The 24,306-nt window shown below is 67.2% G+C and carries 25 protein-coding genes and 1 riboswitch; of the genes, 13 read left to right on the plus strand and 12 right to left on the minus strand.

Annotated elements, in window-relative coordinates; translation table 11 throughout:
* Window positions 1–43 precede the first annotated feature (43 nt).
* The gene (locus N5C88_RS09545) at window positions 44–724 is read left to right on the plus strand and encodes a protein-L-isoaspartate O-methyltransferase (protein WP_059377489.1); all 681 of its coding nucleotides are present in this window, start codon (window positions 44–46) and stop codon (window positions 722–724) included.
* 79 nt (window positions 725–803) lie between these two features.
* Entirely contained in the window at window positions 804–2,135 is a 1,332-nt protein-coding gene (locus tag N5C88_RS09550; RefSeq protein WP_059377668.1) for a TolC family outer membrane protein, read from the plus strand.
* A gap of 19 nt (window positions 2,136–2,154) precedes the next feature.
* Here the strand turns inward: N5C88_RS09550 and rfaE2 are convergent, their stop codons facing one another.
* The 6 genes from rfaE2 to ubiE all read right to left on the minus strand — a co-directional run bounded on the left by rfaE2 (window position 2,155) and on the right by ubiE (window position 8,073).
* A complete protein-coding gene (rfaE2, locus tag N5C88_RS09555) occupies window positions 2,155–2,643 on the minus strand; it encodes a D-glycero-beta-D-manno-heptose 1-phosphate adenylyltransferase (protein ID WP_059377488.1) in 489 nt (162 codons plus the stop codon).
* 22 nt (window positions 2,644–2,665) lie between these two features.
* Window positions 2,666–3,544, minus strand: coding sequence for a ferritin (locus tag N5C88_RS09560; protein ID WP_054454988.1), 879 nt, complete (start codon window positions 3,542–3,544; stop codon window positions 2,666–2,668).
* Between the two features lie 184 nt (window positions 3,545–3,728).
* Window positions 3,729–5,282 (minus strand): ubiquinone biosynthesis regulatory protein kinase UbiB, encoded by a 1,554-nt coding sequence (gene ubiB / locus N5C88_RS09565; protein WP_059377486.1) that lies wholly within the window; start codon window positions 5,280–5,282, stop codon window positions 3,729–3,731.
* Window positions 5,283–5,285: 3 nt separating this feature from the next.
* Window positions 5,286–5,924, minus strand: a complete 639-nt coding sequence (locus N5C88_RS09570) for an SCP2 sterol-binding domain-containing protein (protein WP_059377483.1) — start codon at window positions 5,922–5,924, stop codon at window positions 5,286–5,288.
* A 185-nt stretch (window positions 5,925–6,109) separates the two neighbouring features.
* Window positions 6,110–7,120, minus strand: coding sequence for a TIM44-like domain-containing protein (locus N5C88_RS09575; protein ID WP_187774075.1), 1,011 nt, complete (start codon window positions 7,118–7,120; stop codon window positions 6,110–6,112).
* Between the two features lie 176 nt (window positions 7,121–7,296).
* Entirely contained in the window at window positions 7,297–8,073 is a 777-nt protein-coding gene (ubiE, locus tag N5C88_RS09580) for a bifunctional demethylmenaquinone methyltransferase/2-methoxy-6-polyprenyl-1,4-benzoquinol methylase UbiE (protein ID WP_059377478.1), read from the minus strand.
* 161 nt (window positions 8,074–8,234) lie between these two features.
* On the opposite strand from ubiE, the gene phoB reads away from it, so the two are divergent.
* From phoB to serA, 6 genes are all read left to right on the plus strand, one after another.
* Window positions 8,235–8,933, plus strand: coding sequence for a phosphate regulon transcriptional regulator PhoB (gene phoB / locus N5C88_RS09585; RefSeq protein ID WP_006227196.1), 699 nt, complete (start codon window positions 8,235–8,237; stop codon window positions 8,931–8,933).
* A 12-nt stretch (window positions 8,934–8,945) separates the two neighbouring features.
* On the plus strand, window positions 8,946–10,253 hold the full coding sequence (gene phoR, locus N5C88_RS09590) for a phosphate regulon sensor histidine kinase PhoR (RefSeq protein ID WP_118933466.1): 1,308 nt from the start codon (window positions 8,946–8,948) through the stop codon (window positions 10,251–10,253).
* Window positions 10,254–10,318: 65 nt separating this feature from the next.
* The gene (locus tag N5C88_RS09595) at window positions 10,319–11,008 is read left to right on the plus strand and encodes a heavy metal response regulator transcription factor (protein WP_054454998.1); all 690 of its coding nucleotides are present in this window, start codon (window positions 10,319–10,321) and stop codon (window positions 11,006–11,008) included.
* Window positions 11,005–12,405: a heavy metal sensor histidine kinase gene (locus tag N5C88_RS09600; RefSeq protein WP_118933465.1), complete on the plus strand. Its 1,401-nt coding sequence runs from the start codon at window positions 11,005–11,007 to the stop codon at window positions 12,403–12,405. The genes N5C88_RS09595 and N5C88_RS09600 overlap by 4 nt, the downstream gene beginning before the upstream one ends.
* Window positions 12,406–12,480: 75 nt before the next feature.
* A complete protein-coding gene (locus tag N5C88_RS09605; RefSeq protein ID WP_059377471.1) occupies window positions 12,481–12,939 on the plus strand; it encodes a DUF411 domain-containing protein in 459 nt (152 codons plus the stop codon).
* 166 nt (window positions 12,940–13,105) lie between these two features.
* Window positions 13,106–14,305 (plus strand): phosphoglycerate dehydrogenase, encoded by a 1,200-nt coding sequence (gene serA, locus N5C88_RS09610; RefSeq protein ID WP_118933464.1) that lies wholly within the window; start codon window positions 13,106–13,108, stop codon window positions 14,303–14,305.
* A 50-nt stretch (window positions 14,306–14,355) separates the two neighbouring features.
* On the opposite strand, the gene N5C88_RS09615 is transcribed toward serA, so the two are convergent.
* Window positions 14,356–15,222, minus strand: coding sequence for a LysR family transcriptional regulator (locus tag N5C88_RS09615; protein WP_059377665.1), 867 nt, complete (start codon window positions 15,220–15,222; stop codon window positions 14,356–14,358).
* Between the two features lie 150 nt (window positions 15,223–15,372).
* Here N5C88_RS09615 and N5C88_RS09620 point away from each other — a divergent pair, with 150 nt between their 5' ends.
* From N5C88_RS09620 to N5C88_RS09635, 4 genes are read left to right on the plus strand one after another with little or no spacing between them, the layout of a single operon-like run.
* Window positions 15,373–15,804 carry a VOC family protein gene (locus tag N5C88_RS09620; RefSeq protein WP_054455008.1) on the plus strand — a complete coding sequence of 144 codons (432 nt, stop codon included), beginning with the start codon at window positions 15,373–15,375 and terminating at the stop codon, window positions 15,802–15,804.
* Between the two features lie 24 nt (window positions 15,805–15,828).
* Entirely contained in the window at window positions 15,829–16,560 is a 732-nt protein-coding gene (pxpB, locus tag N5C88_RS09625; protein WP_280015238.1) for a 5-oxoprolinase subunit PxpB, read from the plus strand.
* Window positions 16,557–17,552, plus strand: a complete 996-nt coding sequence (locus N5C88_RS09630) for a biotin-dependent carboxyltransferase family protein (RefSeq protein WP_251878743.1) — start codon at window positions 16,557–16,559, stop codon at window positions 17,550–17,552. The genes pxpB and N5C88_RS09630 overlap by 4 nt, the downstream gene beginning before the upstream one ends.
* 13 nt (window positions 17,553–17,565) lie before the next feature.
* Window positions 17,566–18,333, plus strand: coding sequence for a 5-oxoprolinase subunit PxpA (locus tag N5C88_RS09635; protein ID WP_059377463.1), 768 nt, complete (start codon window positions 17,566–17,568; stop codon window positions 18,331–18,333).
* Between the two features lie 40 nt (window positions 18,334–18,373).
* On the opposite strand, the gene N5C88_RS09640 is transcribed toward N5C88_RS09635, so the two are convergent.
* Window positions 18,374–19,075, minus strand: a complete 702-nt coding sequence (locus tag N5C88_RS09640) for a GntR family transcriptional regulator (RefSeq protein ID WP_059377461.1) — start codon at window positions 19,073–19,075, stop codon at window positions 18,374–18,376.
* A gap of 110 nt (window positions 19,076–19,185) precedes the next feature.
* Window positions 19,186–19,824: a trimeric intracellular cation channel family protein gene (locus tag N5C88_RS09645; RefSeq protein ID WP_059377459.1), complete on the minus strand. Its 639-nt coding sequence runs from the start codon at window positions 19,822–19,824 to the stop codon at window positions 19,186–19,188.
* 223 nt (window positions 19,825–20,047) lie between these two features.
* On the opposite strand from N5C88_RS09645, the gene N5C88_RS09650 reads away from it, so the two are divergent.
* Window positions 20,048–20,917, plus strand: coding sequence for a universal stress protein (locus tag N5C88_RS09650; protein ID WP_059377457.1), 870 nt, complete (start codon window positions 20,048–20,050; stop codon window positions 20,915–20,917).
* A 78-nt stretch (window positions 20,918–20,995) separates the two neighbouring features.
* On the opposite strand, the gene N5C88_RS09655 is transcribed toward N5C88_RS09650, so the two are convergent.
* From N5C88_RS09655 to N5C88_RS09665, 3 genes are all read right to left on the minus strand, one after another.
* Window positions 20,996–22,246 carry a muropeptide transporter gene (locus N5C88_RS09655; RefSeq protein ID WP_280015276.1) on the minus strand — a complete coding sequence of 417 codons (1,251 nt, stop codon included), beginning with the start codon at window positions 22,244–22,246 and terminating at the stop codon, window positions 20,996–20,998.
* A 102-nt stretch (window positions 22,247–22,348) separates the two neighbouring features.
* Window positions 22,349–22,963 carry a methionine biosynthesis protein MetW gene (gene metW / locus N5C88_RS09660; RefSeq protein WP_054455023.1) on the minus strand — a complete coding sequence of 205 codons (615 nt, stop codon included), beginning with the start codon at window positions 22,961–22,963 and terminating at the stop codon, window positions 22,349–22,351.
* Window positions 22,960–24,219 (minus strand): homoserine O-acetyltransferase, encoded by a 1,260-nt coding sequence (locus N5C88_RS09665; protein ID WP_181953334.1) that lies wholly within the window; start codon window positions 24,217–24,219, stop codon window positions 22,960–22,962. The genes metW and N5C88_RS09665 overlap by 4 nt, the downstream gene beginning before the upstream one ends.
* Window positions 24,209–24,290, minus strand: a riboswitch (SAM riboswitch). (Overlaps the previous gene by 11 nt.)
* Between the last annotated feature and the right edge of the window lie 16 nt (window positions 24,291–24,306).

Here is a 24,306-nt window from a genome sequence, read left to right on the forward strand (position 1 = left end):
TCGGTACAATGGTCTGTTGATTCCTCTGTTTTTTCTGACCGTCATGAACGCTTCGACCCTGCCCGACGTAGAACAAGCCCGCTTCAACATGGTGGAACAGCAGATCCGCCCGTGGGACGTTCTGGACGCCAACGTGCTGCAAGCGCTGTTCGATGTGCGCCGCGAACAATTCGTTCCGCCGGCCCTGCGCGCGCTGGCGTTTTCCGACCTGGAACTGCCGCTTGAGATCAACGCGGTCAACACCCGCCAGAACATGCTGGCGCCCAAGGTGGAAGCCCGCCTGGCGCAAGAGCTGCTGCTGACCAAGTCCGACTGCGTGCTGGAAATCGGCACTGGCTCCGGCTACCAGGCCGCGCTGCTGGGCTACCTGGCGCAGCAGGTCACCTCGGTCGAAATCGACAGCCGCCTGGTGACGTTCGCGCAGCAGAACCTGCAGATGAACAATGTCACCAACGTCAAGGTCGAAACCGGCGACGCCCGCAACGGCTGGGGCTCCACCGAATACGACGCCATCCTCGTCACGGGTTCCGTGCCGACCGTCCCCGACGCGCTGAAGTACCAGTTGCGCGTGGGCGGCCGCCTGGTCGTGATCGTGGGCCAGGCGCCCGTCATGACGGCCTGTCGCATCACCCGCACCACCGCGGCCAGCTTCGAAACGGTGAACCTGTTCGAAACCGTCATCAAGCCGCTGCGCGGCGTCACGGTATCCCAGTTCAAGTTCTGATCCCCAACCCTGCCGCCCGGCGCCTGCCCCTCTGACAGGGCCGCCGCGCCCCGGGCGGCCCGGCGTATCGTTGACCACCATGCGTTTCCGATTGCTAACGGCTTTACTGGTTTTTACCTGCGCCGCAAGCGTCGGCCCGACGCTTGTCCGCGCGCAGAACCTGATCCAGATCTGGCAATCGGCGCTGGGCAATGACCCGATCTACGCCGCCGCGCGCGCCAACTACCGCGCCGGCCTGGAAAAAGAACCCCAGGCCCGTTCCCTGCTCCTGCCCCTGATCTCCGCCGAAGCCGGCGGCGCCTACCAGGAAACCCGCAGCACCCGCGGCATGGGCATCGCCTACAGCGGCGGCCGCGGCGTCTGGGACCTGTCCCTGACCCAGCCGCTGTTCGACTGGGGCCGCTGGCAAAATTTCGAGCAATCCAAGCTGGTCGTCGCCGACGTCGAGGTGCAGCTGCAACAGGCCTATCAGGACCTGCTGCTGCGCGTGGCCGACGCCTATTTCAACGTGCTCTACGCCCAGGACACGCTGACCGCCACCGAGGCCGAAAAGGCCGCCGTGGCCGGGCAGCTGGAGTCCGCCAAGCGCAACTTCGAACTCGGCAACGCCACCATCACCGACACCTACGAGGCACAGGCGCGCTACGACCTGGTGGTGGCGCAGGAACTGCGCCTGCAGAACGACCTGGAAGTCCGCCGCGACGAACTGGCCAAGATCATCGGCACGGCTCCCGGCGCCTTGTCCGAACTGCCCTATGGCGTGCAGCTGCCCGCGCCGCAGCCCGCCCGCGTGGCCGACTGGAGCAACCAGGCGGAGTCCTCCAGCCTGGACGTGTTGCGCGCGCAGCTCCTGACGCGCATCGCCGGCCGCGAGATCCAGATCGCCAAGAGCGGCCATTACCCGACCCTGAACCTGCGCGCCAGCAGCGGCAGCGCCAGCGACGCCGTGATGCGCAATGCCGCGCCGGGCAAGCCCATCGACAGCACCATCGGCGTGGTGCTGTCGATCCCGCTGTACTCGGGCGGCGGGGTCTCGTCGCAAGTGACTGAAAAGGTCCAGCTGGAACAGAAGGCACGCCACGATTACGAGGCGGCGCGCCGCCAGGCCGTGCAAGCCGCACGCCAGTACTACACCGGCGTCACCAGCGGCCTGGCGCGCATCCAGGCGCTGGAGGCAGGCGAAAAATCCAGCCGCGCCGCGGTCGAAGCCAACCGCACCGGCTACGAGGTCGGCGTGCGCATCAACCTGGACGTACTCAATGCCCAGCAGCAGCTCTACGCCACCCAGCGCGACCTGGCGCTGGCGCGCTACAGCACGGTGCTCGCCAGCCTGCGCCTGAAGGCCACCAGCGGCATCCTGGCCGAGGCAGACCTGGAAGCGATCAACCGCCTGCTGCGGGAACCGCGCTGAGTCCGCGAAGGGGCTCGGTTTACTTGTTCTGGATTTTCTTCACGAGCGCCGTGGTCGAGCGCTCGAACTCGAACGGAATCGCCACTGCGCGGCCGCCCCAGGTCTTGACCAGGGCGGTCTCGGGCAGCTTTTCCATGTCGTAGTCGCCGCCCTTGACGATCAGGTCGGGCTTGAGCTGGCCGATCAAGGCCTCGGGCGTGTCCTCATGGAAGGACGTGACCACGGTCACGAAGCCCAGCGCGGCCAGCAAGGCGGCGCGGTCTTCCATGCGGTTCAGCGGGCGTTCGGCGCCCTTGCCCAGGCGGCGCACCGACTCGTCGGTGTTCACCGCCACCACCAGGGTCGCGCCCAGCTGGGCGGCCTGGTCGAGGTAGGTCGCGTGGCCCCGATGCAGGATGTCGAAGACGCCGTTGGTGAACACCAGCGGCCGCGGATAGCGGCCGGCGGCGACGGCGGCGACGCATTCGTCGCGGGACAGGACCTTGGATTCGAAACGGGCGGCAGGCATGCGGCGATTGTATCGCCCCGGCTCAGGCGCCGCCCAGGATGATCTGCTTTTCCTTCGGCACGATCAGCGCCGTCATTTCCTTGCGGTAGCGGTTCAGGTCCTTCACCGTTTCGAAGCTGCGGTCCATCAGCTTGGACAGGATGTGCAGGATGCGCGTGGCGACCTTCTGCTCCCAGACGCCGTCAAAGCGGATCTGCGTGTCCAGCCAATGCTCCAGCCAGCCAGGTTCCGGCAGGCGCGACTGCACCGTGTCGTTGGGGAACAGGTCCTTGTTCACGTGCAGGTTGGTCGGGTGCAGGGCCTGCTGCGTGCGGCCGGCCGACGCCATCAGCACGCCGATCTTGGAGAACGCCAGGCGGGCCTGCTCGCTCGTGTCCTGGCCGCGGTCGTGCAGCGCGCGGCGCATGTACTGCAGGTAGGCGCCGGCGTGGCGGGCCTCGTCCTGGGCCACCGTCTTATAGATGGCCTTGATGACCGGCTCCGTGTGCCATTCGGCGGCGCGGCGGTACCAGTGGTTCAAACGGACTTCGCCGCAGAAATGCAGCATCAGGGTTTCGAGTTCGGGCGCGGCGTCGAACTCGAAGCGCACGTTGTGCAGTTCTTCCTCGGTGGGCACCAGGTCCGGACGGAAGCGGCGCAGGTATTCGATCAGCACCAGCGAATGCTTCTGTTCTTCAAAGAACCACACCGACATGAACGCGCAGAAATCGCTGTCGCCGCGATTGTCGCGCAGGAACATTTCGGTGGCCGGCAAGGCGGCCCATTCCGTGATGGCGTTCATCTTGATCGTGTGGGCCTGCTCGTCCGAGAGCTTGCTGCGATCGAAGTCGCCCCACGGGATGTCATGCGCCATGTTCCAGCGCACGGCTTCCATGGTCTTGAAGAGTTCAGGATAAAGCATGGTCTGCCCTTGTATTCGTCCCGCTAGTGGGGCTATAGATATAGAAATTAAGAATGGCGCGCGCGCTGCCGGCGAGGGCGCTGCATTCATCCACCGCAGCGCTATTTTTCGCCGTGTACCGCGAAGCTATGATGACCGTTTCATGAATGAAACATGACAGATACCGTCTAGATCATCGCGCCGCCTATCGGGTCAAGGCCCATATCGCGACCCCGATGGCAACCGCGGCCACCCCAACCAGCGCTGCAACCAGCCGGTTGTTCTGTTCCTGGGCCCGCCGCAACTGGATCATCTCGGCCAGCAAGGCGGGCGAGACGTTGGGACGACTCAGGTGGTCATGGACCAGCCTGGGCAAAGCAGGCAGCATTTGCGACCACTGCGCGGCTTCTTTTTCCAGGCTCTGCCGCAGCCCCTTGAATCCGACGCGCTGACGCATCCAGCGTTCCAGATAGGGCTTGGCGGTCTTCCAGAGATCCAGGTTGGGATCGAGCTGGCGGCCCAATCCTTCAACGTTCAGCAGGGTCTTCTGCAACAGGACCAGCTGCGGCTGGATCTCCACATTGAACCGGCGCGAGGTCTGGAACAGCCGCAAGAGCACCTGCCCCAGCGAGATCTCCGACAACGGCCGGTCAAAGTACGGTTCGCAGACGGCGCGCACGGCGCCCTCCAGCTCTTCTTCGCGCGTATCGGGCGGCACCCAGCCCGATTCAATGTGCAGTTGCGCCACGCGGCGGTAATCGCGGTGGAAGAAGGCCAGGAAATTCTGCGCCAGGTAATTCTTGTCGAACTCGGACAGCGAACCCACGATGCCGAAGTCCAGGGCGATGTAGCTGCCCAGCGTTTCCGGACGGTCCGACACGTAGATGTTGCCCGGGTGCATGTCGGCATGGAAGAAGCCGTCGGTGAAGACCTGCGTGAAGAAGATCTCCACGCCGGTGCGCGCCAGCGTCGGGATGTCGATGCCGGCCTGGCGCATGCGCTCCACCTGGCCTACCGGCATGCCGTACATGCGCTGCATGGTGAAGACCGTGGACGCCGTGTATTCCCAGATCACCTCGGGCACGATCAGCATGTCGCCACGGCCGGACTCGGGGCCGAAGTTGCGGCGCAGCTGGCTGCAGTTGGACGCTTCGCGCACCAGGTCCAGCTCGTCGTGCAGATACTTGTCGAACTCGGCCACCACTTCGCGCGGCTTCAGGCGGCGGCCGTCGGCGCCCAGGCGCTCGATGATGCGCGCCACCACTTTCAGCAGCGACAGGTCTTTCTCGATGATGCTGAGCATGCCCGGACGCAGCACCTTGACCGCGACCTCGCGGCCGTCGTGCAGCACGGCGAAGTGCACCTGCGCGATCGAGGCCGAGGCCACCGGATCCACTTCGAACTGCGCGAACAGCTTCTCGGGCGGCGCACCCAGCGCCGCCTCGATGCAGGCAGCGGCCTGCGCCGAGGGGAACGGCGGCACGCGGTCCTGCAAGAGCGCCAGTTCGTCGGCGATATCGGCGGGGATCAGATCGCGGCGGGTGGACAGCACCTGTCCGAACTTCACGAAGATGGGCCCCAGCGATTCCAGCGCCAGGCGCAGCCTCAAGCCGCGCGGCTTGCGCGGACGCGTGCCCAGACGGATCACGCGCAACAGGCAGGTGGCCAGCGGATGGTTCAGGCTGGAGAGCACCAGCTCATCCAGGCCATAGCGCAGCGAAACCAGAATGATGCGGAAAAGGCGCAGCAGGGGGAACATGTATCAGGCGCCCCGCTTTGCGCTGGCGGATGCCAGGCGGGTTTGCAGCGCGGTGGCCGAACGGGCCAGCGCATCGGCGCGGGCGTTCAACTCGGCCAGGTCCAGGCGCCACTGTTCCAGCGCCGGTCGGCTGGCCAGCATGCCGCTTTCCTCGGACAGGTATTCGGACACGTTCTCGGCCAGGCGCAGGCTGGCCGTGCGCGCGCCGCCGGCGGCCGCGCGCGCCCCGCCCACCAGGCGCAGCGCGGCGATGTCGCCCACCACCCGGGCCAGCGCGTCCTCCGGATCCCAGCGCAACTGCTTGGAGAGGTCCGACACCACCTGCGCCAACGCCGCGTCGCCCGAAATATGGGTCGCCTCGGCGAAATCGGGGCGTTCGCGGTCCGCGCCCAGGCGCGGCAGCGGCAGTTTTTCAGGCGCGACCGTCAGGGTCACGTCGGGCACCACGGCCGCATCGGCCTGGGCCGCCAGCCCTTCGCTGTCGATGGTGAGGCCCAGGCTGAAGCCGCCCAGCGCGAAACGCACCGTCTTGCCCGCATGCCGCACCAGGCGCGCGCGCGCCCAGTCCTCGCGCCGCAACAGGGCGTTGAGCGCGCTTACAGCCAGTCGCGAGGGGGTGGGCAGGAACGGAAGAGGCAGCATGGCGGTCTGCAACGGCCCCGATTGCGGGGGTTGCGGAAGTTAATGGGTAAATCGGGAGTGTAACGGGTTAGATGGATGGGTGTTTTGCGCAAGCACATGGAAAAACCGGCCCTGTGAGGGCCGGTTCAAACAGATGCCTTGCGGCATCCGCAACGGAGGTGGGGATCGGCCCCGGCCGGCCAGGCTTAGCTGGCGAGATCCACCGGGATCTGCTGGATGCCTGCGAGCAGCCAGCCGCCATTGGCAGGCTTGAACAGGTTCCAGACTTCCTCGAAGCGGAAGGCCTCGGCGCCCGGCGCTTCGCGCAGCATGCCGGAGAAGCGCACGCTGGCCAGGTGGCCGTCGGACACGGTTTCGATGCCCAGCATTTCAGCGTTCAGCAGGACCACTTCGGTCTTGTTGGGCGCCGCGCCGCGCTCGGCCAGCTGCGGCTTGAGCTCGGTGATCAGGTCGTCGGTCAGGAACTCGCGCAGGCCATCGGTGCTGCCGCTGTCCCAGACGGCCTGGATGCGCACGAACTGCTCCTTGGCCTGCTTCAGGAAGTTGGGCGTGTCGAAGTCACCCGGCACGAACCAGTTGTTGTCGTCGCCCATCTTGGGCATCGCGGCCGGCGCCGCGGCGGCGGCAACCGGAGCCGCTGCTGCTGCAGCGGGAGCCGCCGGCTTCAGCGTTTCGCGCCACATCGGCTGCTGTTGCTGCTGGCCCGGCGCGTTGTTGGCGCCGCCGAACGCGCCCTGCGTGGCAGTGCGCGGACCGGCGCCGCGCAGGCGGCGGATGATGAACATGACGGCGAACACGACCGCGGCGATCAGCAGCGCGGAGCCGAGGAACTCGGCGAAAGCGCCCGACAGGCCCATGCTGGAGAGCAGCGCGGCGATACCCAGGCCGGCGGCGATGCCGGCGATGGGGCCGAGCCAGCGCGAAGCGCCGCTCTTGGCGGCGGCGCCCGCGGTTGCTGCGCCGGCCGTGGCCGCGCCGGCGGCTGCCGGAGCAGCGGTGGCGCCCGCCGTGTTGTTGGCGGCGGCCGGCGGCGTGGTCGCCTGGCGCTGCTGGGTCACGTTGGAGGATTGTCGGCCGACGCTGCTGCCGCCACCGGCACGGCGGGCTTCGGCGTCAAACGACGCCGTCACCAGTGCCGCGCCGGAAACGGCGATCAGCGCCGCGGCGACAAACCGCGAAAGACAGAATTTGGACATAGGTTTGCTCCCTCGTACTCGCGCCCCTGCCGCCCCGAGCAGCAGGAAGTCCCACGGACCGCGGGACCTTCGTCGCGACTTTTCTTACATTAATCTGAATACCGTAAGAATAACGGACAAGACGCCGCCCCACAAGTTCCCGCAGGGCGGCGAAAAATCCGGATGGCCGGCGCGGATCAGCCCAGCTTGACGCCTTCGTGCAGAGCGGCGATGCCGGCGGTCAGGTTGAAGTACTGCACCCGTTCCAGTCCGGCCGTGCGCAGCATGTCCGCCAGGGTTTCCTGGTCGGGGTGCATGCGGATGGATTCGGCCAGGTAGCGGTAGCTGGCTTCGTCCTTGGCGACCTTCTTGCCCAGCCAGGGCAGCACATTGAAGGAATACCAGTCGTAGGCGGGGGCCAGCGGCTTGGCCACGCGCGAGAATTCCAGCACCAGCAGCTTGCCGCCCGGCTTCAGCACCCGGGTCATTTCAGCCAGGGCGCGGTCCTTGTGGGTCATATTGCGCAGGCCGAAAGCCACGCTGACGCGGTCGAAATAGCCGGTGGGGAACGGCAGGCGCTCGGCGTCGCACACGGCGGTGGGCACCAGCAGGCCGGCATCGGTCAGGCGGTCGCGGCCCACGCGCAGCATGGAATCGTTGATGTCCGTGAGCCAGACCTCGCCGGTAGGACCGGCGCGCTTGGCGAACGCTTTGGCCAGGTCGCCCGTGCCGCCGGCGATGTCCAGCACCTTCATGCCGGGACGGATGGCGGCGCGGCCGATGGTGAACGCCTTCCAGACGCGGTGCAGCCCGGCCGACATGAAATCGTTCATGACGTCGTAGCGCTGGGCGACCGAGTGGAAGACTTCGGCGACTTTGCGGGCCTTTTCGCCTTCCGGCACCGTCTGGAAGCCGAAATGGGTCGATTGCGAGGCGGAATCCGCGGAATGTTGCGATTCGGAGGGGTTTTGCATGGTGAATTCCCGATATATCGTTCAATGGTAGCCTATCGGGCTCCCGCGGGCGGCCGGCGAACGCAGACGATGACGCCCGGCGGTCACATACCTGAAATATTGCGGCCATACTATCGCAATGTTCGCGCCGCGCCGGCGCTCAGAAGTGTGCCCAATCCGCCATGTCCAGCACCATCCTCGTCGTCGAAGACGAACCCGCCATCCAGGAACTGATCGCCGTCAACCTGTCCTTCGCCGGACACAAGGTGCTGCGCGCCTTCGACGCCGACCAGGCCCAGACCCTGATCCGCGCCGAGCTTCCCGACCTGATCCTGCTGGACTGGATGCTGCCCGGCACCTCCGGCCTGGCCATGGCGCGCAAGCTGCGCAACGACGAGCGCACCCGCGCCGTCCCGGTCATCATGCTGACCGCCAAGGGTTCCGAACAAGACAAGGTGGACGGCCTGGAAGCCGGCGCCGACGACTACATTACCAAGCCCTTCTCGCCCAAGGAGCTGATGGCGCGCATCAAGGCCGTGCTGCGCCGCCGCGCGCCCCAGCTGACCGACGACGTGATCGACGTGGGCGGCCTGAAGCTGGATCCGGTGACGCATCGCCTGTCGGGCAACAGCCAGTCGCTGCAGATCGGCCCCACCGAATTCCGCCTGCTGCATTTCTTCATGACGCACCCCGAACGCGTGTTCTCGCGCTCGCAGCTGCTGGATCAGGTCTGGGGCGACCACGTCTTCGTCGAAGAACGCACGGTCGACGTGCACATCCGCCGCCTGCGCAAGGCGCTGGAACCCAGCGGCCACGACGCGCACGTGGAAACGGTCCGCGGCAGCGGCTACCGGTTTACTGCCCAGCTCCCGACGCGGTAAAACTCCCGCACGATGATCTGGCTGCGCACTCTTTTCCTGGTCGCCCTGTGGGCGGTTGCCGCATTGCTGGCCCAATGGCTCATAGGAGACCCGGCGGGCTGGATACTTTTCTCCTTCGCGCTGGCCGCCATGCTGCTCTGGCGCAGCTGGCGCCTGCACCTGGTGTCCCACTGGGCCAACCATCCCGATACCTCGCCGCCCGCTTCGGTCGGCCCCTGGGACGATATCCTCGCCCCCTTGTACCGCTACACCCGCGCCCGGGCCCGCGAACTGAACGAAACCCAGAACACCATGCAGGGCATGCTGGCCGCGGCGCAAGCGCTGCCGGACGGCGCGGTGACCCTGAATGAGGATTTCCAGATCGACTGGTGCAACCGCATGGCGCGCCAGCACCTGGGCCTGCGCCTGCCGGCCGACCGCGGCCATAACCTGTTGAACCTGCTGCGCGCGCCGGAATTCGTCGAATACGCGCACCGCCCGTCCTGGCCCGAACCCATCCTGGTGCGCCTGGGCCAGCAAGGCCAGGAACGGCTGATGATGATGCAGTTGACGGCCTACGCCAGCAACCAGCGCCTGCTGATCACGCGCGACGTCACCCAGATCGAACGCCTGGAAACCACGCGCCGCGACTTCGTCGCCAACGTCTCGCACGAGCTGCGCACGCCGCTGACGGTGCTGGCGGGCTTTCTGGAAACGCTGCGCGACATGCCCGCCGACGCCCTGCCCGCCGAACAACGCGAGCAGTACATCGACATGATGCATGAACAGGCCCAGCGCATGCAGGCCATCGTCGAAGACCTGCTGACCCTGTCCACGCTGGAATCCTCGCCGGGCAGCGACCCGCGCGCGGTCAACATGGGCGCGCTGCTGCAGAAGGCGCGCCAGCAGATCGAGGCCCTGTCGGGCGGCCGCCACGTGCTGGAATGGCATATCGACGAATCGCTGGACGTGCTGGGCGCCGAAACCGAGCTGACCTCGGCCCTGTCCAACCTGCTGACCAACGCGGTGCGCTACACGCCCGACGGCGGCACCATCACCGTGCGCTGGGCGCGCGAGGAAGACGGCGGCGCGCGCTATAGCGTGCAGGACACCGGCATCGGCATCCCCGCGCGCCACCTGCCCCGCCTGACCGAGCGCTTTTACCGCGTGGACCGCGGCCGCTCGCGCGCGGTGGGCGGCACCGGCCTGGGGCTGGCAATCACCAAGCACATCGCCATGCGCCATGACGCCGAACTGCTGATCACCAGCGAACCCGGCAAGGGCAGCGTGTTCGCCCTGCGCTTTCCGCCCGACCGCATCGCCATCGACAGCCCGGCCTGAGCCTGCGCAAGGCGGCTTCCGCCATGCGCGGGCCCAGGCGCCGCGCGAATGGTAAATTTCCTGCCATGCGCATCCTGGTCATCGAAGACGAACCCAAACTGGCCGACTACCTCAAGAAGGGATTGTCGGAGCAAAGCCACGTCGTGGACCTGGCGCGCGACGGCGTGGACGGCCTGCATCTGGCGCTGGAAGGCGTCTACGACCTGATCGTGCTGGACGTGATGCTGCCGGGCGTGGATGGCTTCGGCGTGCTGGCCGCTGTGCGCGAACAGAAGGACACGCCCATCCTGATGCTGACCGCGCGCGACGCCGTCGAGGACCGCGTGCGCGGACTGGAAGGCGGCGCCGACGACTACCTGGTCAAGCCTTTCGCCTTTTCTGAACTGCTGGCGCGGGTGCAAGCGCTGCTGCGCCGCGGACGTTCGCAAGAACCCACCCTGCTGCGCCTGGCCGACCTGGAACTGGATCTGGCCCGCCGCCGCGCCCAGCGCGGCGGCCGCCGCCTGGACCTGACCGCCAAGGAATTCAATCTGCTGGCCCTGCTGCTGCGCCGCCAGGGCCAGGTACTGTCGCGCACCACCCTGGCCGAACAGGTCTGGGACATGAATTTCGACAGCGACACCAACGTCATCGACGTGGCGGTGCGGCGGCTGCGCAGCAAGCTGGACGACCCCTACGACACCAAGTTGCTGCATACCGTGCGCGGCATGGGCTACGTGCTGGAATCGCGCCCCGCGGATAGCCGCCCCGCATGAAGCCGCTGCGCATGCGTTCCATGCAGGCGCGGCTGACGCTGCTGCTGGGCGCCATCGCCTTGCTGGTGTCCAGCCTGGCGGGGGCCACGCTGTTCTGGGCCCTCAAGCGCGAAGTGGAACGCCAGGAGATCACCGAAGTCAGCGGCAAGCTGGAATTGATCGATCACCTGATCGACATGCAGAACAACGCCCGCGGCCTGAAGGACCTGGCCGCCACCTTCGACGACATGCGCGCGGGCGAGGGCCAGCTGGGCATCTGGATCGTCGATGCGCACGGCCATTCCGTGTACGGCGGCCCCGCTCCCGAAACGCTGGCGACCGGCGACGGCAGGCAGGTCGTGCTGCAGACCGCCGACGGCGGCCGCATGCGCGGCCTGCGGGTCGCCATGAATGACCGCATCCTGCCCGGCGCGCAACTGACCGTGGCGGTCAGCACGCGCACCAGCTCGCAGTTCCTGTATGCCTACGGCACCGCGCTGGTGCTGATCTGCGCGCTGTGGGTGGGCGCGACCGTGGTGTTGGCGGCCTGGGCGGTCAGGCGCAGCATGGCGCCGGCGCGCAGGCTGTCCGAACAGGCCGCCAGCATCCAGCCCGACAACCTGGCGCGGCGCCTGCCGCTGGAGGACACGGACCGCGAACTGCATGACTTGGTCCGCTCCTTCAACCGCACGCTGGAGCGCCTGCAGGCCGCGTACCAGCAAATGGAAGGCTTCAACGCCGACGTGGCGCACGAGCTGCGCACGCCGCTGGCCACGCTGATCAACGGCACGCAGGTCATGCTGTCGTCGCCGCGCGACGCGGCCGAACTGCGCGACGCGCTGGAATCCAATCTCGAAGAACTGGAAGACCTGAAGACCCTGGTCAACGACATGCTGTTCCTGGCGCGCGCCGACCGCGGCGAACGGGCCGCGGACCTGGCGCCGGTGTCGCTGGCCGCCGAAGCGCGGCGCGTGGCTGAATACTACGAAGCCACGCTGGAAGAAAGCGGCGTGCATCTGCGCTGCCTGGGCGACGCCACCGTGGCCGCCAACGCCGGATTGGTGCGGCGCGCGCTGGCCAACCTGATTTCCAACGCCATCAAGGCCACGCCTCGGGGCGGCGAAATCGTGCTGACCTGCTCGGTTTCACCCACCGGCGCGCGGGTGGAAGTACGCAACCCCGGCCCCCCCATCCCGTCGGCCGACCTGCCCCGCATCTTCGACCGATTCTTCCGCTCCAGCCAGGCGCGCGCGCCGCGCAGCGAGGGCCATGGCCTGGGCCTGGCCATCGTGCGCGCCATCGCGCGCATGCATGGCGGCGAGGTCGATGCGGCTTCGGGCGCGCACGGCACCGTGGTCGGCATCACACTGCGCGCGCCGGACGGCCACACGTCTCCGGCCAACATTACAGAATCGTAATGTGCGGGACAGAATGGGGTCACTCCCGTTCTTCTACAGTACGCTTGCAACCACATCGTCCCGCAACGGAGCATCATGAACCTTACCCGCCTCACGCGCCGCCTGGCCCTTGCCGCAGCCCTGTGCGCGCCCGTATTCGCCACCGCCCAGACGCCCGTCAAGGTCGAGGTCTGGAAGACCCCCACCTGCGGCTGCTGTGAAGACTGGGTCAAGCACATGCGCGACAACGGCTTCGCCGTCACCACCCATGACGTCCAGGACACCGGCCCCATCCGCCGCAACGCCGGCATGGCCAACTACGGTTCGTGCCACACCGCCGCCGTCGAAGGCTATGCGATCGAAGGCCACGTGCCGGCCAGCGACGTGCGCCGCCTGCTGCTCGAAAAGCCTGACGCCGCCGGCCTGGCCGCGCCCGGCATGCCGCTGGGCTCCCCCGGCATGGACGGCCCCGAATACGGCGGCCGCAAGACGCCGCACGACGTGGTGCTGGTCGACAAGCAGGGCGGCGCCAAGGTCTTCCAGGCCTATCGTTAACGCGAATCTTCAGGTTCTGTTCGGGCATCGCTCTTTGTGGCGATGCCCGAATCATTTGCGCGCCTGAAACAATTCATCCATGCCGCCTCAATGGCTACTCCTTGCACTGCAGCAAAAATGGGCCACAATCAATAAAACGGATTCCTCACCCACCCCTCAGGCTGTCATGGCACAAATCGTCCTGTTCGAGAACATCCACCCGAGCGCCCGCGCTGTTTTTGAAGCCGCCGGCTACTCCGACATCGTCACGCATGCCGCCGCCTTGCCGGCGTCGCAACTGAGCGACGCCCTGCGCGGCGCTCAGGTGGCGGGGATCCGTTCTCGCACGCACCTGGATGCCGCCCTGCTGTCCGGCAACCCCGACCTGCGCGTCGTGGGCTGCTTCTGCATCGGCACCAACCAGGTCGACCTGGACGCCGCCATGCAACGCGGCATTCCGGTGTTCAACGCGCCGTTCTCGAACACCCGCTCGGTGGCCGAACTGGTGCTGGGCGAAGCCATCCTGCTGCTGCGCCGCATTCCCGAAAAGAACGCCCGCGTGCACCTGGGCCACTGGGACAAAAGCGCCGCCGGCGCATTCGAGACCCGCGGCAAGACGCTGGGCATCGTGGGCTACGGCAACATCGGCTCGCAGATCAGCACGCTGGCCGAAGGCCTGGGCATGCGCGTCGTCTATCACGACGTCGAAGCCAAACTGCCGCTGGGCAACGCCCGGCCCGCCGCCACGCTCAACGAGCTGCTGGAGCAGGCCGACGTGGTGACCCTGCACGTGCCGGGCGGCAAGACCACCGAAAAGATCATGAACGCGGACACCATCGGCCGCATGCGCCGTGGGGCCATCCTGATCAACGCCTCTCGCGGCACCGTGGTGGATATCGACGCGCTGCACGCGGCGCTGAAATCCGGCCATCTGGCCGGCGCCGCGCTGGACGTGTTCCCGACCGAACCCAAGGGCGCGGACGAACCGCTGGCCAGCCCGCTGATCGGCCTGCCCAACGTGATCCTGACGCCGCACATCGGCGGCAGCACGCAGGAATCGCAAGAGAACATCGGCCGCGAAGTGGCCGAGAAGCTGGTGCGCTTCCTGCAGGCCGGCACCACCAAGGGCGCGGTCAACTTCCCCGAACTGCCCTATCTGGAACCCGCCGGCGGCACCCGCATCCTGCACGTGCACCGCAACGCCCCGGGCGCGCTGGGCACGCTGGACAACCTGATGGCGCAACACGGTTTGAACATCGTCAGCCAAACCCTGCAGACCCGCGGCCAGATCGGTTACGTGATCACCGACGTGGAAGGCGAAGTCAACGACGTCGTGATGTCCACGCTGCGCAGCCACCCCATCACGGTCCGCTGCGACCGGCTGTAAACCACCGCCGCCATGGCGGGCGGCGCGTCATGCGCCGCCCGCCAAACGGCTCAAGGCTCCGCCGCGGCGGCCGCCAGGCATTCCGCCATCTTCTCCTGCACGCTGCCGGCATCGAACGGCAGCCGGCCTATCAGGCCGATCTCGCGGTGGAACGCCGCCTCCCCCAGCGGCAACAGCCGCAAGCCCGTCATGTCCAGCCGCCGCAGCTGCGGCAACAGCGCCACGCCCAGCCCCAACCGCACCATGTTGGCGATGGCGTCGATCTCGTCCAGCTCGACAGCCTCGCGCACCGGGATGCGCTGCTTCTTCAGGAACAGGTCCACCACGCGCCCGCCGAATGACGCACGGTCGTAGCGGATGAAGGGCTGGCTTGCCAGCAGTTCGCGCCAGGGCGCGACCGGCATGGACGCGGGCATGGCCAGCATCACCGGTTCGCGCAGCAACGGCTGCCAGCCGAGCTCTGGCGGCAAAGCGAAGGGCGGCTTGATCAGTATCGCCATGTCCACCTCGCCCGCATCCACCTGTCCCAAGAGCGACAGCGAGACACCGGGCACGATGCGCACCCGCACGTCCGGATAGACCGCGCGGAATCCGCCCAGCGCGCGCGCCAGCAGGTCCTGCTGCACGGACGCGATGGCACCGATGCGCAACAGGCCGCTGACATGGCCCGCCCCGCCGGCGGTAATCATGCGCTCGGCCATGGCGACCAGCTCTTCCGCCTGCGGCAGCACTTCGCGGCCATGCGCGTTCAGCACCGCGGCGCGCGCGCTGCGGTCGAATAACGGTCCGCCCAGGTAGTCCTCCAGGCGCTTGATCTGGGCGCTGACCGCGGACTGGGTCAGGCCCAGCCGGGTGCCGGCGCCGGTAAAGGTGCCGTCCCGCGCCACGGCGATGAAGGTCTTGAACTCTTTGATCACGATCAATTATTTCGATGCTAACTAGCAAAAAATATCGTTTTTCAATCAAAAAAACAATACCTAAACTACCCATCGATGCTAGGCCGTCCCAGCTTGCGATGGCCCGCAATCTGATTGATCATTTTTTCTTTGCCTGACCCGGAGCCTTCCATGACCGCTCAAACCAACCTGCCGCCGTTCCACCTCGCCTTCCCAGTCCGCGACCTGGCCGAAGCCCGCGCCTTCTATGGCGAAAAACTGGGCTGTCCGGAGGGCCGCAGCTCGCCCGAATGGATCGACTTCAACTTCTACGGCCACCAGATCGTCGCCCACCTGGCGCCCGGCGAATGCGGCCACAAGGCCACCAGCGCCGTCGATTCCCACAATGTGCCCGTGCGCCATTTCGGCGCCGTGCTTTCCATGGAACAATGGGAAGCGATGGCGAAGCGTCTGACCGACGCCGGCACCGAATTCGTCATCGAGCCCTACATCCGCTTCAAGGGTGAAGTCGGCGAACAAGCCACCATGTTCTTCCTGGATCCGTCGGGCAACGCGCTGGAATTCAAGGCGTTCAAGAACCTGGATTCGCTGTTCGCCAAGTAATCCGTCTCTACAGGTTTCGTGTCGTTGAACGCAAATTCAGAACCTCCTTCTCCGGCCGAAACCTCCTGGCGCATCCTGCCGCAGGGTGACCGCTGCCTGATCGTTTCCTTTGGCGACCAGATCGACGCCGACGTTGGCAGGACCTGTCTGGCCGCGGCCGGCAAGCTGCGCGACGCGCGGCTTCCCGGCGTGACCGACGTGGTGCCCTCCTTCGTCGCGGTGGCGGTGCATTACCGCCCCGGCGCCAGCGGCGGCCCCACTTATCCGCAACTGGCTGAGCGCATCGGACAGCTGTTGTCCGAAGGCATCGCCGCGGACATCCTGGGCGGACGCGAGATCGACATCCCGGTCTGCTACGGCGGCGAACACGGCCCCGACCTGGCCGAAGTGGCCGAGGCCGCCGGCCTCACGCCCGAAGGCGTCATCGCACTGCACAGCCAGCCCCGCAGCATGGTCTTCATGCTGGGCTTCGCGCCCGGCCACGCCTATCTGGGCGTACACGACGAAAAGCTGAATATCCCGCGCCGCGCCTCGCCGCGCACCGCGGTGCCGTCCGGCGCCGTGGCGGTGGCCAACCGGCAGACCGTGATCTACCCGAACCGCCTGCCCGGCGGCTGGAACATCATCGGCGCCACGCCGCTCACCATGTTCGACCCGGCCCGCGAACCCGCCGCCCTGCTGCAGCCCGGCGACTCGGTCCGCTTCGTGCCCATCAGCCCCGAGGAATTCGACCGCATCCGGGGAGCCCGGCCATGAGCGTGACCGTGATCAAACCCGGCATGCTGTCCAGCTTCCAGGACCGCGGCCGCGAGGGCTACCAGCACCAGGGCATCCCGGCCGCCGGCGCCATGGACGAGCGCGCGCACCGGCTGGCCAATGCCCTGGCTGGCAACCAGGACGAACACGCCACGCTGGAAATGACCCTGACGGGTCCGACCCTGCGCTTTGACGCGGCCGCCTGTTTCGCGCTGGCCGGCGCCGACCTCGGCGCCACGCTCAACGGCCAGGACATCCCGGTCCACCGCCCGCTGGTGGCGCGGGCCGGCGACACGCTGGCCTTCGGCGCCCGGTCGGCCGTGGGCGTGCGCGGCTATCTCGCGGTGCACGGCGGCTTCGCGCTGCCCCGCGTCATGGGCAGCGAAAGCACCTACCTGCGCAGCGGCTTCGGCGGCTTCCAGGGGCGCGCGCTGGCCAAGGGCGACCAGGTGCCGCTGCATGCGCCGCTGGCCGCCGGCCGCGACCTGGATGCCTTGCAGGAAGCGCTGTGGAACCAGCGCGTCTACCTGCCCGCAGCGCTGGGCGCCAAGCGCCGCGAGTTCATCCGCTTCCTGCCGGGCCTGCACTGGGAGGAATTCACCCAGGCCACCCGCCAGGCCTTCGGCGGCGGCGCCGAATTCCGCATCAGCCCGCAGTCCGACCGCATGGGCTACCGCCTGCTGGGCCCCGCACTGACCATGAGCCAGCCGCGCCAGATGCTGTCGGAAGCCGCCTGTTTCGGCACCGTGCAGGTGCCTTCGGGCGGCGAGGCCATCATCCTCATGGCCGACCGCCAGACCACTGGCGGGTACCCCAAGATCGCGCAGATCGCCACGGTGGACCTGCCCGTCCTGGCGCAGTGCGCGCCGGGACAGACGCTGCGCTTCCAGCAGATCGAACTGGAAGAGGCGCAGCGCCTGGACGGCGAGCGCGAGCGCGCCTTCACGCAATTGCAGGACGCGCTGGCGCCGTTGCGCGCGCTCCTGGCCTAGAAAGGAATTTGCCATGACCACCCGCATCGACATGAACTGCGACATGGGCGAAAGCTATGGCGCCTGGACCATGGGCAACGACGCAGCGGTGCTGCAGTTCGTCAGCTCCGCCAACATCGCCTGCGGCTTCCATGGCGGCGACCCGGCCACCATGCGCAAGACCGTGGCGGCCGCGCTGGCGCGCGGCGTGGCGCTGGGCGCGCACCCCAGCCTGCAGGATCTGGCCGGGTTCGGACGCCGCATCATCCAGATCAGCCCCGATGAAGCCTACGACATTGTGGTCTACCAGATCGGCGCCTTGGCCGGCGTGGCCGCCTCGCAAGGCGCGCGGCTGCACCACGTCAAGGCGCACGGCGCGCTCTACAACATGGCCGCCAAGGACGAAGGGCTGGCTCGCGCCATCTGCCAGGCCGTCAAGGACGTGGATGCCTCGCTGATCCTGTACGGACTGGCCGGCAGCAAGCTGATCGACGCGGCCCGGGCCATCGGCCTGGCCGCCGCCAACGAAGTCTTTGCCGACCGCTCCTACCAGGACGACGGTTCGCTTACCCCGCGCAGCCGCGCCGGCGCGATGATCGAAGACCTGGATCAGGCGGTGGCGCAGGTGGTGCGCATGGTGCGCGAAGGCAAGGTGCGTTCGGTCGACGGCAAGGACGTGGCGGTGCAGGCCGATACGCTGTGCATCCATGGCGACCAGCCGAACGCGCTGATCTTCGCCGACGGCATCCGCAAGGCGCTGGAACAGGCCGGCATAGAAGTCCGCACCCCGCCGAGGGGATAGGCGCGGCCGGCTCAGGCGCGGCCGGCTAGGTGCGGCCGGCTCAGGCGCGAGCGTAGCGCGGCTGCGGTTCTTCCGCGTCCTGCAGCGCGGCCTGGCGATATGCCTGCGCCACGCTGGGCAGCACGTCCGCCAGATAACTGCGCGTCAGATTGGCGGCACGCTCGACGTCGCGGCCGGCCAATGCTTCGATGACGCCGTTGGTGCAGGTCTGGATGCCGGTGAAAGGCAGCGCCTGCCTGGCCAACAGGTAGCGCAGCGGTTCGATCTGTTCGTAAAGCTTGCTGAGCATGCCAGCAAGCGGGGTATTGCCCGTGCTGCGGGCCGCAGCCAGATAGAACGCGCAGGCCGAGGCAATGGCGGCGCGCCCATCGCCCGAGGCCAATGCCGCCCCGACGGCGGCGTCATGGAAACGCAGTTCGGCCAACAGCGGCGCCAGATCGGCCGCATCCGCCGCCTGGCGGATGCAATAGGCCTCGAGTTCGGCGCGCAGTTGGTACAGATGGCGGATCTGGGCCTCGGTGTACAGGGTGACCCTGAAGCCCTTGCGCTGGATATGGGTGACCAGGCCGCTCAACTCCAGCAGGCGCAGCGCTTCGCGGATCGGGCTGCGGCTGGTGCCGAAACGCTGCTCCAGCTCCTGTTCGCGCAGCGGCTGGCCCGGACGGATGGTGCCGTCCACGATCAATTCACGAATCTGTTCCTGCAGGAAATACGGAATCGTGGCGGGCGCTTTGACGTCCAATCGGCTCCCCTTGTACTGCGCAATGCATGGTATGAGACTTAGTGAAGATACTAGAAATTTCTTGAAACATAAATAAGAAAATTGTTGCAGAGCGCCATGCCGCCCTGCCCTCAGTCCCAATCGTCCCGGTACACGAACTTCGGCATCTGCCAATTGAAGCGCAGCGCCAGCAGGCGCACCGCCAGGCCCGCCGCCAGCGCGATCGGCACCGCGGCATTGGCGGACAAGCCCAGGGCTTGCGAACCCAGATACAGTCCGCCGGTCACGAAGGACACGCTGGCATAGAGTTCCTTGCGGAACAGCAGCGGCACCTCGTTGCACAGCACGTCGCGCAGCACCCCGCCGGCGCAGCCGGTGATCATGCCGCTGATCAGCACCACCGTGATCGGCAGCTGCATCAGCTGCGCCACCTGGCAGCCGATGACCGTGAAGGCCACCAGGCCCAGCGCGTCCGCCAGCAGGAACAGGCTGCGCAGGCGCCGCATGACGGGCGCGATCAGGGCCGTAAAGATCGCCGCGCCCGCCGTCATCCACAGGTATTCGGGATGGACAACCCAGGTCAGCGGGTAATGCCCCAGCAGCACATCGCGCAGCGAACCGCCGCCCAGCGCCGTCACGCAGGCGATGATGCAGACGCCCATCCAGTCCATGTCGCGCCTGCCGGCCGAGAGCGCCGCGGTCATCGCTTCCGCCACGATGGCGACGAGATACAGCGTGTGCAGCAAGACGGGAGACAGATCCGGGAACATGGGCAGACAGGGAGTGGAACTGGCCCCATTGTATTAAGCCGGCGGCGCGGCGGGCGGCCATTGCCTGCGCGCCCGCCATCCCTTACGCTCGACTTTGCGTTGATATCTATCAAGTCCCCCTCCGCGCAGCCGCGGGACAATGGGGATAAGGCCCGCGAGGGCGGAACGGCTGGAGCGCACGCACGCGGGAGTCGGCAGTCCAGCCACAACCGGGAGAGAACGTATGACACAGCAAACTGGCCCCATCCTATTGGCGACCGACCTGAGCGCGCGTGGCGACCGCGCCCTGGACCGCGCGCTGCAGCTGGCCAAGGAACTCAACACCAAGCTCATCGTCCTGCATGTCATGGAATCCCATGCCACGCCGGCCCGCCTCACCACGCCCGTGTGGCGGCGCCTGTCGACGGACCACAAGGCGCTGGCCGAGCGCGAGCTGGCCGAGGACCTGGCTGCCGCCGACGTGCCGACCGAAGTGGTGGTGGTCAGCGGCGATCCGCTGGTCCGCATCATGGAAACCGCCGACAGCTACGGCTGCTCGCTGATCGTCACCGGCACCGCGCGCGATGAAACCCTGGGCCGCCTGCTGCTGGGCACCACGGTTGAAAAGCTGGCCCGCCAGGCGCGCCAGCCCGTGCTGGTGGTCAAGACCCGTCCGCGCCGGCCCTACCGCGACGTGCTGGTCGCCACCGACTTCTCCGCCGGCTCGCGCCAGGCGCTGCGCGCCGCGCTGCAACTGGTGCCGAACGCGGACCTGACCTTGTTCCACTCCTACGACGTCCCCTTCCAGGGCAAGAACACGCCGGATGACGCCATCACGCGCAGCTTCTACAAGGGGGCCGAGCAAAGCGCCCGGGACTTCATCGCCGAAACGCCCGAACTCGCCCAAGTTGCCGCCCCCAAGGTGGTGCTGGAATGCGGCCAGCCGGAAACCGTGCTGTCGGAATACTCGTTCAACCACCGGTCCGACCTGGTCGTGACCGGCACCCATGGCCGCACCGGCATTCTGCGCACCGCCATCGGCAGCGTGGCCGAACGGCTGCTGGAATCCCTGCCCAGCGACGTGCTGATCGTCAGGTTGCTCGGCGACGAATAAGTCCGTCCGGCCATGAAAAAACGGCGCCTCGGCGCCGTTTTTTTTTATGGCCCCGGCGCCACGCGCCGGCTTCCGAGCCTAGGCCTGCTCGCCCTGCTTCTCCATGGTTTCTATCGTGCCGCGCAGCAAGTGCAGCAGCACCAGCCCCGGCAGCGCGATCACAACCGTCAGCAGGAAAAAGCCTGGCCAGCCCATCGCCTCGACCAAAGGAGGCGTGAGCGGGCCCGCCAGATACGTGCGGCCCACCGCCGACAGCGCCGACAGCAGCGCAAACTGGGTCGCCGAAAACTGCTGGCGGCACAGCGCCATCAACAGGCCGACGAAAGACGCCGTGCCCAGGCCGCCGCACAGGTTCTCGATGCCCACGCCCGCGGCCATCAGCCAGAGGCTCTTGGGGCTGACGGCGATCAGCCAGTAAGCCAGGTTCGATACCGCCTGCAGCAGCCCGAACGCCATCAGCGACCGGTACAGGCCCCAGCGCGACATGAGCGATCCGCCCGCCAGCGCGCCGATGATGGTGGCGGCCAGTCCCAGCACCTTGTTCACCGTGCCCACTTCCGTCGGCGTGAAGCCCGCGCCGCGGATCAGGAAGGTGGTGGACAAGGCCCCTGCGAACGCGTCGCCCAGCTTGTACAGCACGATCAGCAGCAGCACCGCCAGCGCCCCGCGCCGCGTGAAGAACTCGCGCAAAGGTTCGCCCACGGCCTCGCGCAGCGTGCGCGGCGGGCGGGCGACGTGCTCGGGCTCGGGGGCCCAGATGGTCGCCAACGCACACAGCAGCATCAGCCCGCCCATCAGCACATAGGTATTGCCCCAGCCTATCCACTGGTCCGCCAGGATCAGCGCCAGCCCGCCCGACACGATCATCGCCAGGCGGTAGCCCATGACCTTGATGGCCGCGCCCGCGCCGCGCTCATCCTTGCGCAGCACGTCCGTGCAATAGGCGTCGAAAGCGATGTCCTGCGTGGCCGACAGAAACGCCACCAGCACGGCCAGCAGGGCCAGCGTCTGCAGGGCGGAAGAAGGCGACAAGGCGCCCATCGCCATGATGGCCACGGCCAGCAGCAACTGCGTCAGCAGCATCCAGCCGCGCCGGCGCCCCAACAAGGGCGGCGCATAGCGGTCCACGAAGGGAGCCCACAGGAACTTGAGGGTATAGGCGCTGCCCACCAGGGTCAGGAACCCGATCTGCTGCAGCGGCACGTTTTCCACCGTGGCCCAGGCTTGCAAGGTGCCGCTGGTCAGGGCCAAAGGCAATCCGCTGGCAAATCCAAGGACCAGCAAGGGGGCCACGCGGGGGCTGGTGTAGACGTTGGATGCAGCGGTAATAACGGTCTCCTGATACGCGCCAGCGCGCCGGCCAGGCGCCGCAGACTTGCGGCATTCTAGGCCTTGGCGACCCTGCGTACAAATAGGAAACGTACCAAAACGTCAGGGCGACGCGAAGCGGTACACCGCCAGGGTGCTGCGCCAACTGGGCAGCAGCTTGACCTCGCGACCTTCGTTGAAGGTGGCGCGTTCAAGGATGGAGAGGCGCAGTTCGCCGGCCAGCTGCTCGAAGTCGCGCAGCGTGCACAGGTGGATGTTCGGCGTGTTGTACCACTGGTAGGGCATCTGCCCCGTCACCGGCATGCGGCCGCGCAGGATGGCCCAACCGTGCGGCCAGTAACCGAAGTTGGGAAACGACACCACGCCGTAGCGCGCCACCCGCGCCATTTCGCGCAGGATGTGCTCGGTCCGGTGCATGGATTGCAGCGTTTGCGACAGCACCACGGTGTCGAACTGCTTGTCGTCGAACAGCGCCAGCCCGTCTTCCAGGTTCTGCTGGATCACTTCCACGCCGCGGCGCACGCAGGCGATGACGCAGTTGTCGTCCAGTTCCACGCCCGCGCCGCGCACCTGCCGGTGGTCGCGCAGATGCGCCAGCAGCGCGCCGTCGCCGCAGCCCAGGTCCAGGACGCGGCTGCCGGGTTCGATCCAGCTGGCGATGCGCGCCAGGTCGGGCCGCAGGACGCTGTGCGCGGGTCGGGGAGTCACGGGAGTCATGCGGAACGTCCTTCGGTCTGGGCGGCAACGCCGAGCCCGAGCTCGCGCGCGATGCGTTCGTAATAGCCGCGAACCACGGCATGGTAGCGGGCGTCTTCCAGCAGGAAGGCGTCGTGGCCATGCGGCGCGTCGATCTCGGCGTAGGTCACGGGGCTGGCGTTCTTCAGCAGCGCGCGCACGATTTCGCGCGACCGCTCCGGCGGGAAACGCCAATCGGTCGAGAACGATACCAGCAGGAAATCGGCCTTGGCCGGGGCCAGCGCGCGCGCCAGGTCGCCGCCGGTGGTGCGCGCGGGATCGAAATAGTCCAGCGCGCGCGTGATCAGCAGATAGGTGTTGGCGTCGAAATAGCGGGTGAATTTCTCACCCTGGTAGCGCAGGTACGACTCCACCTCGAACTCGACGTCGTAGCCATAGTGGTAGGCGCCGTTCTCGGCCGGTGCGCGCTGGGCGCGGCCGAACTTCTCGGCCATGTCGTCGTCGGACAGGTAGGTGATGTGGCCAAGCATGCGCGCCACCGACAAGCCGCGGCGCGGCACGGTATCCTGCGCGTAATAGTCGCCGCCATGGAAATCCGGATCGGTGATGATGGCGCGGCGCGCCACCTCGTTAAAGCCGATGTTCTGCGCCGACAGGCGCGGCGTGCTGGCGATCACCACGCAATTGGCCACGCGGTCCGGCAGCGTGATGGCCCAGCTGAGCGCCTGCATGCCGCCCAGCGATCCGCCCATCACGGCGGCGAAACGTTCGATGCCGAAGTGGTCCGCGACCCTGGCCTGCGCCCTTACCCAGTCCTCCACGGTCAGCACCGGAAAAGCGGCGCCCCAGGGCTTGCCGGTTTCCGGATTGATGCTGGCCGGGCCGGTCGAGCCGAAGCAGGAGCCCAGGTTGTTGACGCCGATGACGAAGAAGACGTTGGTGTCCACCGCTTTGCCGGGCCCCACCATGTTGTCCCACCAGCCCACGTCGCTGGGATTGTCGGCCGCCTGCCCCGCCACGTGGTGCGAAGCGTTCAGCGCGTGGCAGATCAGGACTGCGTTGCTGCGCTGGGCGTTGAGCGTGCCGTAGGTCTCGACCGCCAGTTCGTAGGCGGCCAGCGACTGGCCGCTCTGCAAGGACAGGGGCTCATCGAAACGGATGAAGGTGGGGGCAACGAGACCGACCGAACCGGGATCAGCGGAAGCGGAAGTCGTGACGGTTGCGGGTACGAACCCGCTGGCCGAATCACCGGCCAAATTTTGGGCAGGAGTGGTCATACGGACCTCTTTAGCTGGATTTATTGGAAGGCGCCCGCAAGCGGATCAGGCAAATCGGCGCCGAAAAATTTTGTACTGCGGCAGGAA

It is taken from the genome of Achromobacter sp. GD03932, assembly GCF_029839485.1.
In the GTDB taxonomy this organism is placed as follows: Bacteria; Pseudomonadota; Gammaproteobacteria; order Burkholderiales; family Burkholderiaceae_B; genus Achromobacter; species Achromobacter bronchisepticus_A.